The sequence below is a fragment of the Saccharothrix sp. CCNWYY140 genome (assembly GCF_037401995.1).
Taxonomy (GTDB): Bacteria; Actinomycetota; Actinomycetes; order Mycobacteriales; family Pseudonocardiaceae; genus Actinosynnema.
The window spans coordinates 37,159-51,248 of sequence record NZ_JBBEGC010000015.1 but is presented as its reverse complement, the minus strand read 5'-3'; the positions used below and the strand labels follow the sequence as shown (position 1 = coordinate 51,248).

The 14,090-nt window shown below is 73.9% G+C and carries 13 protein-coding genes; 12 read left to right on the top strand and 1 reads right to left on the bottom strand.

Features of this window, described 5'->3' with window-relative positions; genetic code table 11:
• Positions 1–279 precede the first annotated feature (279 nt).
• Genes WBN91_RS10935 through WBN91_RS10880 form a run of 12 tightly spaced genes read left to right on the top strand, consistent with a single transcriptional unit; the run spans position 280 to position 12,747 of the window.
• Complete coding sequence (locus tag WBN91_RS10935) at positions 280–3,174, top strand: AfsR/SARP family transcriptional regulator (protein ID WP_337729373.1); 2,895 nt, start codon at positions 280–282, stop codon at positions 3,172–3,174.
• Positions 3,175–3,222: 48 nt separating this feature from the next.
• A complete protein-coding gene (fabG, locus tag WBN91_RS10930; protein ID WP_337723118.1) occupies positions 3,223–3,966 on the top strand; it encodes a 3-oxoacyl-[acyl-carrier-protein] reductase in 744 nt (247 codons plus the stop codon).
• 20 nt (positions 3,967–3,986) lie between these two features.
• Complete coding sequence (locus WBN91_RS10925) at positions 3,987–5,594, top strand: aldehyde dehydrogenase family protein (protein WP_337723119.1); 1,608 nt, start codon at positions 3,987–3,989, stop codon at positions 5,592–5,594.
• Between the two features lie 7 nt (positions 5,595–5,601).
• Positions 5,602–6,711 (top strand): acyl-CoA dehydrogenase family protein, encoded by a 1,110-nt coding sequence (locus WBN91_RS10920; protein ID WP_337723120.1) that lies wholly within the window; start codon positions 5,602–5,604, stop codon positions 6,709–6,711.
• Between the two features lie 9 nt (positions 6,712–6,720).
• Complete coding sequence (locus WBN91_RS10915; protein WP_337723121.1) at positions 6,721–7,962, top strand: aspartate aminotransferase family protein; 1,242 nt, start codon at positions 6,721–6,723, stop codon at positions 7,960–7,962.
• 11 nt (positions 7,963–7,973) lie between these two features.
• Entirely contained in the window at positions 7,974–8,495 is a 522-nt protein-coding gene (locus WBN91_RS10910; protein ID WP_337723122.1) for a type II toxin-antitoxin system RatA family toxin, read from the top strand.
• Positions 8,492–9,007 carry a flavin reductase family protein gene (locus WBN91_RS10905; RefSeq protein WP_337723124.1) on the top strand — a complete coding sequence of 172 codons (516 nt, stop codon included), beginning with the start codon at positions 8,492–8,494 and terminating at the stop codon, positions 9,005–9,007. Before WBN91_RS10910 ends, WBN91_RS10905 begins: the two co-directional genes overlap by 4 nt.
• Complete coding sequence (locus WBN91_RS10900) at positions 9,004–10,011, top strand: beta-ketoacyl-ACP synthase III (protein WP_337723125.1); 1,008 nt, start codon at positions 9,004–9,006, stop codon at positions 10,009–10,011. Before WBN91_RS10905 ends, WBN91_RS10900 begins: the two co-directional genes overlap by 4 nt.
• The gene (locus WBN91_RS10895) at positions 10,008–10,244 is read left to right on the top strand and encodes an acyl carrier protein (protein WP_337723126.1); all 237 of its coding nucleotides are present in this window, start codon (positions 10,008–10,010) and stop codon (positions 10,242–10,244) included. Before WBN91_RS10900 ends, WBN91_RS10895 begins: the two co-directional genes overlap by 4 nt.
• Positions 10,244–11,461 carry a beta-ketoacyl-[acyl-carrier-protein] synthase family protein gene (locus WBN91_RS10890; RefSeq protein ID WP_337723127.1) on the top strand — a complete coding sequence of 406 codons (1,218 nt, stop codon included), beginning with the start codon at positions 10,244–10,246 and terminating at the stop codon, positions 11,459–11,461. The genes WBN91_RS10895 and WBN91_RS10890 overlap by 1 nt, the downstream gene beginning before the upstream one ends.
• 15 nt (positions 11,462–11,476) lie before the next feature.
• Positions 11,477–12,286, top strand: coding sequence for an enoyl-ACP reductase FabI (fabI, locus tag WBN91_RS10885; protein ID WP_337723128.1), 810 nt, complete (start codon positions 11,477–11,479; stop codon positions 12,284–12,286).
• A complete protein-coding gene (locus WBN91_RS10880) occupies positions 12,286–12,747 on the top strand; it encodes a MaoC family dehydratase (RefSeq protein ID WP_337723129.1) in 462 nt (153 codons plus the stop codon). Before fabI ends, WBN91_RS10880 begins: the two co-directional genes overlap by 1 nt.
• Before the next feature lie 54 nt (positions 12,748–12,801).
• On the opposite strand, the gene WBN91_RS10875 is transcribed toward WBN91_RS10880, so the two are convergent.
• Positions 12,802–14,049: a glycosyltransferase gene (locus tag WBN91_RS10875; RefSeq protein ID WP_337723130.1), complete on the bottom strand. Its 1,248-nt coding sequence runs from the start codon at positions 14,047–14,049 to the stop codon at positions 12,802–12,804.
• Positions 14,050–14,090: the final 41 nt, after the last annotated feature.

The window sequence follows — 14,090 nt, the reverse complement described above, 5'->3', positions numbered from 1 at the left end:
CCGGCCCCGCGCGGACCCCGGCGCGGCGGGAGTCCACCCCGTCGGGTGGCGGGGGTGGTCGCCGACGCCGGACCGGTCCGGCGGACCCCCGCCGCGACCCACAGTGGTCGCATGCCGGACATGGGTTGCCAGAGCGGTTTCCTGGAGTCAGCAACACGGACGGGTGAATCTCGCGGTCGAGGCCGTGAGGTCGGGTGAACGTGGGTGACCGGACCCGCGCGGCGGTCCTACGGTCGGCGGTGCCGGTGAGGCGAACCCGATCGGTGAGGCGGACGGGTGGTGGAGTTCCGGGTCCTGGGCACCTTCGAGGTCCTCGTCGAGGGCCGGGCGGTGCCGCTGGGCACCCCGCTGACCCGGGCGGTCCTCGCGCTGCTGGTGGTGCACGCCGACACCGTGGTCGACACCGACCGGCTGGTGGCGCAGCTGTGGCCCGACCGGCCGCCCGGCAGTGCCCGCGCCGAGATCCACTCCTACCTGTCCCGGCTGCGCCGCGCGCTCGGCCCGGAGGGCGCCGCGTGCCTGGTCACCCGCTCGCCCGGCTACCTGCTGCGCGTGCCCGCCGGCGCGCTGGACCTGCACCGCTTCGACGAACTGGTGGCACGGGCGCGGGCTGCGCGCCGGTCGGGTGCCGCCGCCGAGGCCCTGGCCCACTACCGGGCGGCGCTCGCGCTGTGGCGGGGTCCGGCGCTGGCGGGCCTGCCGTCCACCCCGGCGCTGGACGCCGAGGCGGACCGGCTCGCCGAGTACCGCCTGGAGGTGGTCGCGGAGTCCTTCGACGCGGCGCTGGCGGCGGGCGAGTCCGGTGAGCTGGTCGCCGGGCTGACCGCGCTGGTGGCCGACCACCCGCTGCGCGAACGGCTGCGCGCGGCGCTGATGCTGGCGCTGCACCGGTCCGGGCGGCAGGCGGAGGCGCTGCGGGTGTTCCGGGAGGGCCGGGACCTGCTCGTCGCCGAGCTGGGTGTCGAGCCGGGCGTCGAGCTGACCGGCCTGCACGACCGGATGCTCCGGGGCGACCCGGAGTTGCGGCCGGTGGCGGCGGCGCCGGTGCCCGTCCAGCGGGTCGCGCCGACATCGCCCAACACCCTGCCCGGTGGTCTCGCGGACTTCGTCGGGCGGGACGACGAGATCGCGCGCCTGGAAGCCCTCATCGAGGACGCCGCCGCGCGCGGGACCGCCGTGGTCGGCGCGCTGGGCGGGATGGCGGGCGTCGGCAAGACGGTGACGGCGGTGCACCTGGCGCACCGGCTGGCCGACCGCTACCCGGGCGGGCGGCTGTTCATCGACCTGCACGCGCACACCACGGCCGCACAACGGCCCGTCGAGCCCGCCCAGGCGCTGGACGCGTTGTTGCGCGCCTTGGGCGTGTCCGGGCCGCACATCCCGGACGGGCTCGCCGAACGTTCGGCGCTGTGGCGGGACGAGGCCGCCCGGCGAGGGGTCCTCGTGGTCCTGGACAACGCCGTCGACGCCGCCCAGGTCCGGCCGCTGCTGCCGGGCGCGCCCGGCTGCCTGGCGCTGGTCACCAGTCGCCGCCACCTGCTCGACCTCGACGGGGCGTTGTCGCTGTCGCTGGACGTGCTGCCGGGTGGGGCGGCGGCGGAGTTGTTCGCCCGGGTGGTCGGGGACGACCGGCCGGCGCGTGAGCCGGAGGCGACGGCGGACGTGGTGGGGCTGTGCGGGAACCTGCCGCTCGCGGTGCGGGTCGCCGGCGCCCGGTTGCGTGCACGGCCGTCGTGGCACGTCGCCCACCTCGCGGCGCGGTTGCGCGACCAGCGGCGGTTGTTCGCGGAGCTGACCGCGGGCGACCGGTGTGTGGCCACCGCGTTCGCCCTGTCCTACCGGCAGCTCGACCCGGTGCACCAGCGGGTGTTCCGGCTGTTGGGGCTGGTTCCGGGGACCACGTTCGACGCGGGTGTGGCGGGTGCGCTGGTGGAGGGCGACGCGGAGGAGGTGTTGCAGGACCTGGTGGACGTGCACCTGCTTCAGGAACCCGCGCCCGGCCGCTACCGGTTCCACGACCTGCTGGCCCGGCACGCCGCCGCGACGGCCGAGCGGGAGGAGCCGGAAGCCGAGCGGGCGGCGGCGGTGGAGCGGGTGTTGGACCACTACCTGAGGGAGGGGGAGCGCGCGCATCGCGTGCTGGACGGCGTGGTCGCGGGGGTGCGGGACGTCGAGAAGGTGATGTCGTGGTTCGACGTCGAGCACCGCAATCTGGCCGCCGCGGCGGACCTGGCCGCCGGGCTGGGGCACCACCGGCACTCGTGGCGCATCCGGTGTTCCTTGGGGCGCTACCACTTCAGCCGCAGCAACGCCGTGGAGTGGGTGGCGGGCCAGCGGCAGGCGCTGGACTCCGCGCGGCAGCTCGGCGACCGGCGGGCGGAAGCGGTCGTGCTGGCCGACCTGGCGGCGGCGTGCAGCGCGGCCGGTGACAACGTCGAGGCGCTGGAGCACGTCGAGCGGGCGATCGCGTTGTTCGCCGAGGATGGCGACCAGGGCGGTGAGCTGCGGGCACGGGTCACGGCGAGCCTGGTCCACGTGCGGTGCGGTCGGTACGCGGACGTGTTGCGGGTGCTGCCAGGTGCCGCGGAGCTGCCGGACGTCGACGTGGCCGTGCGCGCGGCCGTGCACAACAACACCGGGTTCGCCTATTGCCGGCTGGGTCGGTACGACGAGGCGTTGGAGAGCCTTGAGGAAGCGCTGCGGCTGTACCGCGAAGCGGGTATGGCCAACCGCGAGTGCCTGACCCTGGTGAGCCTCGGGTGCCTGTACGAGCGGACGGGCCGGTACGACGACGCCACGGCGTGCCTGTCGCGTGCGCTGGAGGTGTTCGAGCGGGTCGGGGACGAGGCCCGGCTGGGGTACGCGCTGGGCAAGCTCGGGGTGGTCCTGCGCGCCCAGGGCCGGGCCGCCGACGCCGTCGAGTACCACGGGCGTGCGCTGGAGCTGGTGCGTGCCGCTCGTGCCCTGGAGCTGGAGTGCGAAGTGCTCAACGACTTCGCCGAGACCCTGCGGGCGGTGGGCGCGGGCGAGCGTGCTCGGGCCTGCCAGGAAGAGGCGTTGGTGGTGGCGCGTCGGGTGGGCAACGCGGTGGAGGAGGCGCGGGCGCGCGAAGGCCTGACCCCGACGCCGCGTCGAGCACCGGATGAGGCCGGAGGGGTATCCGTTCGGCGGTGACGACTTTCTGTCGGTGGTGAAGGGCACGCCACCGGAAGGGAGTTGTCGATGGCAGCACAGCGCCGGGTCGCGATCGTCACCGGGGGATCGCGCGGCATCGGCCGAGCGGTCGCGCTCGCCCTGGCCGAGGACGGGTACGACATCGCGTTCTGCTCGCGGTCGGCGGGCACGGCGGCCGACCGGGTGGTGGAGGAAGTCCAGGCGCGGGGCGCGCGCTGCCTGCACCGACCGTGCGACGTGGCCGACGCGGAGGACGTCAGGGCGTTCGTGCGGACGGTGGAGGAGGAACTGGGCCCGGTCGACGTCCTGGTCAACTCGGCCGGCGTGACCCGGGACCGGCCGATGTTCCAGATGTCGCCGGAGGACTGGGGCGAGGTGCTGGACACCAACCTCACCGGGTCGTTCCACTTCGCGCGGGCACTGGTGTTCGGCATGATGCGCCGCCGGTCCGGGGTCATCGTGAACATCTCGTCGGTGTCGGGCGTGTGCGGCAACGCCATGCAGACCAACTACGCGGCCAGCAAGGCCGGGCTCGACGGGATGACCCGGTCGCTGGCCAAGGAAGTGGCCGGGTACGGGGTGCGGGTCAACAGCGTCGCGCCGGGGTTCATCGAGACCGACATGACGGCCGTGCTGCCGGAACGGGTGCGGGCGTCGGCGCTGGGTGCGATCCCGGTGGGGCGGTTCGGGACCCCCGAGGCGGTGGCGTCGGTCGTGTCGTTCCTGGTGTCCGAGCGCGCCGAGTACGTGGTGGGGCAGGTCCTGCGGGTCGACGGCGGGATCGCTCTGTGACTTCGAGCGGGAGAGTGCAGATGGTGTTGACGTACCCGTCTTATGTCAACGGGCGCGATGTTCCCTCCGACCGGTACGTCTACACCGTCACGACCCGGTCCTTGTTGGAGGACGTGTTTTCGAGTCTGACGCTCAAGCGGCGGCTGGAGAACGGGGAAGACGTTCCGGGTGATCAGCTGCACCATGTGGTGGGGCGGTGCGCGGTTGCCGATGACGAGGTTGTGCGCGAGGCCGTCGAGGCTGCCGCTGTGGCTGCTCGGGAGTGGAGTGCCACTCCACTGGAGACGCGGGTTCAGGTCGTTCGTGGGATTCGGGAGCGGTTGCGGCGCGGCCGGGCCGATCTGGTCGACGTGTTGGTGCAGGAGGGGACTCCTCGGGCGTTGGCGCAGTGGCAGGTGTCCGGGATGGTCGAGGCGTCCAGCGAGGAGACCGTGTCCTGGTGCGCCGGGCAGTTGTGGCAGGAGTTCGAGCACGGGCCTCGGCGGTTGGTGATCCGGCGGGTGGCGGACGGGGTGGTGTGCGTCAACCCGCCGCAGAACGCGCCGGCGGCCAGCGCGTTGTTCGCCACCTCGGCGTTGTTGTCGGGGAACGCGTTGGTGATCCGGGCTCCGCGCAGTGCGCCGCTGGGGGTCATGCACATCCTGCGCGAGTACGTGGTGCCCGAGTTGGAAGCCGTGGGGGCACCGCCCGGGGTGCTGAACGTGTTCTGCTCGCGGCCGGGGCCGGCGTTGCGGTCGTGGTTGGACAGTCCGCTGGTGGACTCCATCTTCTTCACCGGGTCGGTGGAGAAGGGGTTGGAGTTGGAGGCCGCGTGCGTGGCGCGGGGCAAGAAGCCGATCCTCGAACTCGCGGGCAACGACTGCGTGGTGGTGTGGCGGGACGCCGACCTCGACCTGGCCGTCGAGGCGTTGGTCGAGTGCTTCTACGGGTCGGGCCAGATCTGCATGGTGCCCAACCAGGTCGTGGTGCACCCGGCGGTGGCCGACGAGTTGCTGGTGCGGCTGACGGCCGCCGTGGCTCGACTGCGGCCCGGTTATCCGGAGGAAGAGGGCGTCATGCTCTCGCCGGTGTTGCGGGCCGAGCGGTTCTTCGCCCAGGTCGGGGCGGCGTTGGCGGGTGGCGCCCGGCTGGTGTTCGGCGGGCGGCGGTTGGAGGTCGACGGGTCGGCCTCGGACACCGGGTTGTTCCTGGAGCCGACCGTGTTGCGGGTGGACGGGTTGGCGTCCTCGCGGGACATCGAGGTGGTGCGGGAGGAGACGTTCTTCCCCGTGCTGCCGGTGGTCGTGCCCGAGTCCACAGAGGACGATGACGGGCTGCTGCGGGAGGTCGTCGAGTTCGTCAACTCCAACCGGTACGGGCTGCGCAACTCGTTGTGGGCGGACGACCAGGGCGTGGTGGACGAGTTCGTGCGGCGGGTGTCGAACGGCGGGTTGTTGAAGGTCAACGACTCCCACATCGGGTTCGTGCCCTACCTGCCCACGCACGGCGGGACCGGGCTGACCGGCGGGGCTTTCGGCGAGGCGAACTACCTGGCGTTGCGGACCTCGCACCTGCAAGGCGTCTCGATGGCCCGGGGTGTTCGGCCGTCCGCCGCCGTGCTCGACGGCTACACGGCCCTCGGATCCTAGGAGAGACATGAGGTTTCTGGAGATCGAGCGCGCCACCTGCGAAGCGTTCCTCCCGGGGTTGTGGGCGCGGCTCGCGGAGTTGCCGCTGACGGAGAAGGAAGCGCCCGACGGGCCGACCATCGACCTGTTCCGCGCGCACGGCGGCACGAACCTGTTGGTGCCCGAGGAATGGGGTGGTGCGGGGGCCTCGGCGTTGGACGCGGCCCGGGTGGTGCGGGCGTTGGGGTCCACCGCGCCTTCGCTGGCCGTGAGCACGATGATGCACCACTTCTCGCTGGGGTCGCTGCTCGCGGTGGCCGAGCTGGTCGGTCCGGGCACGCCGTTGGACGGTGTGCTGGCCACGATCGCGGCCGACCGGCTGCTGCTGGCCTCCGGGTTCGCCGAAGGCCACGTGGGGCAGGGGATCCTGGCGCCGGGGATGCGGGCCGAGCCGGTCGACGGCGGGTACCTGGTGAACGGGTCGAAGAAGCCGTGCAGCCTGTCCCGGTCGATGAACCTGCTCACCGCGAGCGTCGAGGTGGACGGCGGCATGGGGCTGTTGCTGCTGCCCGCCGGCACGCCCGGCCTCACCGTGCACCCGTTCTGGGGCAGCCCCGTGCTGGCCGGCGCGGAGAGCGACGAGATCCGGCTGACCGACGTGTTCGTGACCCACGAGCAGCTCCTGCGACCCACTCCGGGCCTGGCCGCCCGCGCCTACGAACTCCAGACCGTGGGCCTGGTGTGGTTCCAGATGATCGTCTGCGCCGCCTACACCGGCATCGTCAGCTCGCTGGTGGACCGGGTGCTGGCCCGGGGTCGGGGCGACGCGGCGCTGGTGGCGCGGGTCGAGTCGGCCGCCGCGCTGACCGAGGGCCTGGCCCGGCGGATCGACCTCGGGGACACGGGCAACGACGCCCTCGCGGCGGCGCTGGTCGTGCGGCACGCGGTGCGCGAAGCCCTGACCCGGACCGTGGACGAGGCGGTGGAGTTGTTGGGCGGCATGGCGTTCGTGTCTTCGCCGGACGTGGCCTACCTGGCCGCCGCGTCGCACGCCGTGGCCTTCCACCCGCCGTCGCGGGCCGCGTCGGCCGAGCGCCTCCTGGACTACTACGCCGGCCACGAGCTGGTCATCGCCTGAGGGGTAACCATGTTGTGCGAACACGAGCGGGAAGAGACCCTGCGCCGCTACCGCGCCCACCTGAGCAAGGGGCGTGCCGCGCTGGGGGAGTTGTGCGGCGGCGAGCTGGAGGTGTCCTCGACGGGTGCGTGGGTGCGCACCCACACCGGCCGCGACCTGCTCAACTGCGGCGCGTACGGCGTGCTGATCATGGGCGCCCGCCACCCGCTGGTCGTCTCCGAGGTGTCCCGGCAGCTGTGGACCAACCCGGTCGCCACCCGGGTCCTGCTGGAGCCCGAGGTGGCCCGCGCGGCCGAGGCGTTGGCCGCGGTGACGCCGCCGGGGTTGGACAAGGTGCACTTCGCCAACTCGGGCGCGGAGGCCGTGGAGGCGGCGCTGAAGATGGCCCGCACGCACGGCAAGTACCACCTGGTGTCGATGCGGGGCGGCTACCACGGCAAGACGTTCGGGGCGTTGAGCGTCACCGCGAAGGACGTCTTCCAGGACCCGTTCCGGCCGTTGCTGCCGGAGGTCTCGCACGTGCCGTTCGGCGATGTCGAGGCCTTGGACGAGGTGTTGCGGCAGCACCACGGGACCGCCTGTGTCGTGGTGGAGCCGGTGCAGGGTGAGGCGGGCGTGATCGTGCCGCCGGAGGGGTACCTGCGCGAGGTCGAACGGCTGTGCCGCGAGCACGGGGCGTTCTTCGTGCTCGACGAGATCCAGACCGGCCTGGGCCGGCTCGGCCACTGGTGGGGCGCGGACCGGGAACGCGTGCGGCCCGACGTCCTGCTGGTGGGCAAGGGGCTCAGCGGTGGCGTGGTGCCGGTCTCGGCCGCGGTCGCGACCCGCGAGGCGTTCCAGGCCTTCGACCGCGACCCCTACATCCACACCTCGACGTTCTCCGGTTCGCCGCTGGCGGCGGCGTCCGTGCGCGGCGCGCTGCGGGCCATCGGCGAGGACGGGCTGGTGGAGCGGTCCCGCGTGCTCGGCGACCGGCTGCGCCCCGCGCTGGACGACCTGCTGCGCCCCGCGCTGGGCCGCCGGCTGCGCGAGGTGCGCGGGGTCGGCCTGCTGATCGGCATCGAGTTCACCGTGCCGGGCCTGGCCGCCGACCTGCTGATGGAGCTGGTCACCGCCGGTGTGGTGGCCAACCACTCGCTCAACTCCTCGACCGTGCTGCGGCTGACGCCGCCCGCCGTGCTCACCGACGAGGACGTGGACTTCCTGCTCGCCGCCTTCGCACGCGCCACCCGCGCCGTGCTGACCGCCTAGAGGAGAAGACGATGCGACAGACCCACCTGAGGGCCGTCGTGCCCGCCGACCCCGACGTCGTGCTGGAGAAGTTCCTCGACTTCACCGACTTCCCGGCGCTGGCCGAGGACATCCGCGCGGTGAAGGTGCTCGACCCCGGGGAACCCGGCGGGGACCGGCGCAGCGAGTGGGAGGTGAACTTCCGGCGCGGCGTCATGCGCTGGACCGAGGTCGACCGCGTCGACCGGGACCGGGGCCGCATCGACTTCGACCAGCTCGACGGCGACTTCGAGCGGTTGCAGGGTTCCTGGGTGTTCACCGCCGTGGCCGACGGCTGCCAGGTCGACTTCGACGTCACCTACGACTTCGGCATCGAGAGCCTGGCCGGGATCATGGACCCGCTGGCCGAGCGCGTGATGAAGCGCGCCGCGTGCGACGTGCTGGCCGGGCTGTTCGGGCGGGTGACGGTGACCGCGGGCGGGTCGGCGCTGACCGACCTGGTGGACCTGCCCGCCGACTCGTGCGTCCACGTGCTGCCGGACGGCGCCCGGTGACCGCCGCGCCGGCCGACCGGCGCTACTGGGACGTGGTGCGGCGGTTCCCGACCGGCGTGTCCGTGGTGACGACGGGCTCGGGCATCGCCGCGCACGGGGCCACCGTCACCTCCTTCACCTTCGTCTCCCGCGAACCGCCGCTGGTGGCGGTGTGCCTGCGCCGTACGAGCGCGTTGCTGGACCTGCTCGGGCCGCGCCGGGTGTTCGCGGTCAACGTGCTGGCCGACGACCAGGCGGAGCTGGCACGCCGGTTCGCCGACCCCGCCCGCGGGCCGGGCGCCCGCCAGTTCGACGGCGTGCGCTGGAGCCCGGCGGTCGGCGCCGGCGGGGTGCCGCTGCTCGGGGACGCGGTCGCGTGGCTGACCTGCCGGTACGTGCGGCGGGTGCCGGCCGGGGACCACTCGGTGGTGCTCGCGCGGGTCGAGGACGCGGTGGCCTCCGAGCGCCGGCCCCTGGTGTACTTCGCGGGCCGCCTGCACCCCGGCGTCGTCGAGGCGGAGGCCGGGCCGTGACCGCCGCCGTGCTGTGCGGCGTCGGCGGGTACGTGCCGCCGCGCGCGGTCACCAACGACGAGCTGGCCGCCCGCCTGGACACCTCCGACGAGTGGATCCGCCGCCGCACCGGCATCCGGCGGCGGCACGTCGTGGACGCCGGGTCGGGCACCGGGGACCTGGCCGTCGCCGCCGGCCGCCGCGCGCTGGACCACGCGGGTGTCGGGCACGTGGACCTGGTCGTGCTGGCCACCACGACCCCCGACCGGCCGTGCCCGGCGTCGGCCCCCGAGGTCGCGCACCGGCTGGGCCTGTCGGCGGCGGCGCTGGACGTGAACGCGGTGTGCACCGGGTTCGTCTACGCCCTGGCCTGCGCGGCGGCGCTGATCACGGCGGGCACCGCCGGGTCCGCGCTGGTCGTCGGGGCCGACGCGTTCTCCACCATCCTCGACCCGACCGACCGCACCACCACCGCGATCTTCGGCGACGGCGCGGGCGCGGTCGTGCTGCGGGCCGGCACACCGGACGAGCCGGGCGCGGTCGGGCCGTTCGACCTGGGCAGCGACGGCGGCCTGGCCGACCTGATCCAGGTGCCGGCGGGCGGGTCGCGGCAGCGGTCCACCGGCGTGCTCTCGCGTGACGGCGACCACTTCTTCCGCATGGACGGCAAGGCCGTCTACCGGCACGCGGTGCTGCGCATGACCGCGTCGGCACGGGCCGTGCTGTCCCGCGCCGGCCTGGACGTGTCCGATGTGGACCGTTTCGTCGCGCACCAGGCCAATGCCCGCATCCTCGACTCCGTCGCCGACGCGCTGGGCCTGCCCGCCTCCCGCGTCGTGCGCAACATCGACCGCGTCGGGAACACCGCGGCCGGCTCCGTGCCGCTGGCCCTGGCCGACGCCGCCGCGTCGGGCGCGCTGCGCCCCGGCGACCGGCTCCTGCTCACCGCGTTCGGCGGCGGCCTCACCTGGGGCTCCGCCCTCCTGACCTGGCCGGACACCACCACCACCGGAGGAATGCCATGACCGCCCTGTTCGACCGCCTCGCCGACCTGCTGGCCGCCCGCTTCGGCGTCCCCCTGGCCGAGATCCGCCCCGAGGCCAGGCTGACCGAGCTGGACCTGGACTCCCTCGCGCTGGTCGAGTTCGGCCTGGCCGCGGAGAAGGAGTTCGGCGTCCGGATCTCCGAGGACGACGTGACCACCGACGACACCGTGGACGACCTGGTCCGCCTGCTGACCGGCAAGGGCGGGCGCTGATGGCCCCCGAGACCGCGGTGACCGGCGTCGGGCTGGTCACCCCGGCCGGGACCGGGGTGGCGGCGAGCTGGGCGGGCGTGCTGGCGGGCACGTCCACCGCGACCCGCGACCCCGACCTGGCCGGCATCCCGGTCGACTTCACCTGCCGCGTCCCCGACTTCGACGCCGACGACCTGCTGGGCAGGCGCATCGCCTGGCGCCAGGAGCGCATGGTCCACCTGGGACTGGTCGCCGCCCGCGAAGCCCTCGCCGACGCCGGCCTGGACCCCCGCACGTGGGACGGGGCCAGGGTCGGCGTGGTGATCGGCAACGCCCTCGGCGGCACCGCGATCTTCGAGCGCGAGGCCGGCGTCCTGCGCGACGAGGGTCCGCAGGGCGTCGCGCCGCTGCTGATCCCGAAGATGGGCCTCAGCTCGCTCAGCGGGTACCTGGCCATCGACTGCGGCGCGACCGGACCCAACATCACCACGGTGACGGCGTGCGCGTCCGGCGCGACCGCCATCGGCACCGCGCGGGACCTGCTGCGGTCGGGCGCGTGCGACGTGGTGCTGGCCGGTGGCACGGAGTCCGCGCTCAGCCCGCTGGTCGTGGCCGCGTTCCACCAGCTCGGCGCGCTGTCCACCAACGCCGTGCCCGAGCGTGCGTCCCGGCCGTTCGACCGCGACCGGGACGGGTTCGTGGCCGCCGAGGGCGCGGGGGTGTTGGTGCTGGAACGGGCTGAGGACGCCAGGGCACGCGGTGTCCGGCCCCGCGCCCTGATCAGCGGCTATGGCGCGTCGGCCGACGCGCACCACCCCACCGCGCCGGACCCGTCCGGGCGCGGGGTGGAGCAGGCCGTGCGCGCCGCCCTCGCCGACGCCGACCTCGCGCCCGAGGACGTCGACCACGTTAACGCCCACGGCACCGGCACCCCGCTCAACGACGTCACCGAGGCCCAGGTCGTGCGCCGCGTGCTGGGCGAGCGGCCGTCGGTGACGTCGGTGAAGGGCGCCTTGGGGCACACCCTCGGGGCGGCGGGGGCCATCGAGGCGATCTGCACCGTCTTGTCCGTGCAGGAGGGCGTGGTGCCGCCGACCGCGAACCTCGACCAGCGTGACCCGGCCGTGGACCTCGACGTCGTGACCGGCACCGCCCGGCGGGGGCCGGTGCGGGCCGCGATCAGCAACTCGTTCGGGTTCGGCGGCCTCAACGCGGTGCTCGTCGTGACCGCCGCGTAGCGAAAGGACGCTGTGATGTTGTTGCAGGGCAAGAAGATTCTCGTGAGTGGCGTGCTCACGGCCCGGTCCATCGCGTTCTCCGCCGCGCGGATCGCCCAGGAGCAGGGCGCGGAGGTCGTGCTGACCGGGTTCGGGCGCGGCCTGTCCATCACCCGGTCGGTCGCGGAGAAGTTGCCGCGGCCGTGCGAGGTGCTGGAGATGGACGTGACCCGGCCGGACCACCTGGAGGCCGTCGCCGGGCACCTGGACCGGGAATGGGGCCGGCTGGACGGGGTGGTGCACGCGGTCGCGTTCGCCCCACCGTCCGCCCTGGGCGGCAACTTCCTGCACGCGCGGTGGGAGGACGTGGCCACGGCGGTGGAGGTCTCCACGTACTCGTTCGCGGCTTTCGGGCGGCACTTCGGCCCGTTGCTGGCGGCGTCGGGCTCGGGTTCCCTGGTGGGCCTGGACTTCGAGGCCGACCGGGCGTGGCCGGGCTACGACTGGATGGGCGTGGCCAAGGCCGGGTTGGAGAGCTGCTGCCGGTACCTGGCCCACGAGCTGGGTGGCCAGGGCACCCGGGTCAACCTGGTCGCCGCCGGTCCCCTGAACACCATCGCGGCGAAGGCCATCCCCGGCTTCGGTGTGTGGGAACGCCTCTGGGCCGCCCGCGCCCCGCTGGGCTGGGACGTCCGCGACGCCGACCCCGTGGGCCGCGTGGTGTGCGCGCTGCTGTCGGACTGGATGCCCGCCGTGACCGGCGAGATCGTCCACGTCGACGGCGGCGCGCACGCCATCGGCCTGTCGGCTCAAGAGGCTCTGCTCAGCCAGTCGGGAGCCGCCTGATGAGGGTCTTCGCGCATCCCGACGAGCTGGAGGGTGCCGTGGGCGCCCGGCTGGGCGAGAGTTCCTGGCACGAGGTGCCCCAGCACCGGATCGACCTGTTCGCCGAGGCGACCGGGGACCGGCAGTGGATCCACCAGGACTGCCCGGAGGCCCACGACGGCCCCTTCGGCGGCCCGGTGGCCCACGGGTACCTCACCGTGGCGCTGCTGCCGGAACTGCTGGCCGAGGTGATCCGGGTGGACGGGGCCGACATGCTCCTCAACGGCGGCATGGACCGGTTGCGGTTCCACGCCCCGGTGCGGGCGGGTGCCCTGGTCCGCGCGGTGGCCGACCTGGCGTCGGCGCGGACCAGGGCGCGGGGGTTCACCGAGATCGTGCTCGCGGTGACGTTGGAGATCGAAGGCTCGCGGAGCAGCGCCCTGACCGCCCAGGTCCGCACCCTGGTGCACGCCCGGTCCTGAGCACACCCGCACGGAAGAAGAGGCGGTGGCCCCCGAGCCACCGCCTCTTCGGGTTCACCGGCACGCGGTGGTCAACCAGTCCTCGACCACGTCCGCAGCCCGGTCCACCCCGCGTTCGGCCCGCACGTCCTCCCCGAGCACGCGAGCCCGCTCACGCGTCAGCGGGTCCGCGGTGACCTCGGTTATGGCCTCGGCCAGCCGTTCGGCGGTGAGCGTGCGGATGGGCACGGGCGCGGCGGCCACGCCCAGGTGGTGCAGGCGCTCGCCCCAGAACGGCTGGTCCAGGAAGAACGGCGTGGTCACGCTGGGCACCCCGGCGCGCAGCGCGGCGGCGGTGGTCCCCGCCCCGCCGTGGTGCACGACCGCGGCCATGCGGGGGAAGAGCCACTGGTGCGGGATGTCGGCCACCACGTGGACCTGCTCGTCGGACGGCTCGACGGTCGGGCCGCCCAGCAGGACACCCCGGTGCCCCGAGCGCCGCAGCGCCCGCCGCACGGTCTCGGCGGTCGTGCGAGGGTCGCCCGGGACCATGCTGCCGAAGCCGACGAACACCGGAGGCGGGCCGGCTTCGAGGAAGGCGGCCAAGCCCTCGGGCGGTGTCCACGTGCTCGGCAGGTCGGTGAACCAGTAGCCGGTGACGTGCACCGATCCCGGCCAGTCCGGCGGTCGCGGCACCACGTGCCGGCTGAACCCGGCCAGCACGGGGTGGCCGGCGCGGCGGAGCTGCGTGGTGGGTGCCCGCCACGGCAGGCCGGACGCGCGTCGGCGCAGGACCGACCGCGCGCCTTGCCACATCAGGGTCTCCACGACGCGGTGGCTCAGGCGGTTGGCGAGCCGGCCCAGCGACCTGCGGTGGGGCAGCTGGATCGTGGGGAACGACCCGGTCGGGTAGGTCGGTTGCAGGGCGCCGAAGCAGAACGGCGTGGTCGCGGGGACGATCGCCGGGCGCAGGAGCGCACCCAGCAGCGAGCAGATCACCGCGTCCGTGTCGCCGCACGCCTCCGCGGCCTCGATGAGCCGGTCCGCGTAGGCGTCCACGAGCGGTCGGAGGCTGACGGCGAGGCGCACGGGGTCGCGGTGGGCGGCCAGCCAGTCCTGGCCGTGGCCGCTCTCCAGGATCGCCTTGACGTCCACGTCGACCGGCACACACCGCAGGCCCGCCTCGCGCACGAGCGGCGCGTAGCCGGCGGACGTGAGCACGCTGACGTCGTGGCCGCGTTCTGACAATCTGCGGCCCAGGGGCAGGTACGGCTGCACGTCACCGCGTGAGCCGATGGCCAAAATCGTTATCCGGTGTCCCATGTTCTCCGTTCCATTCCTACTTTGGGCGTGCTCTACCTGTA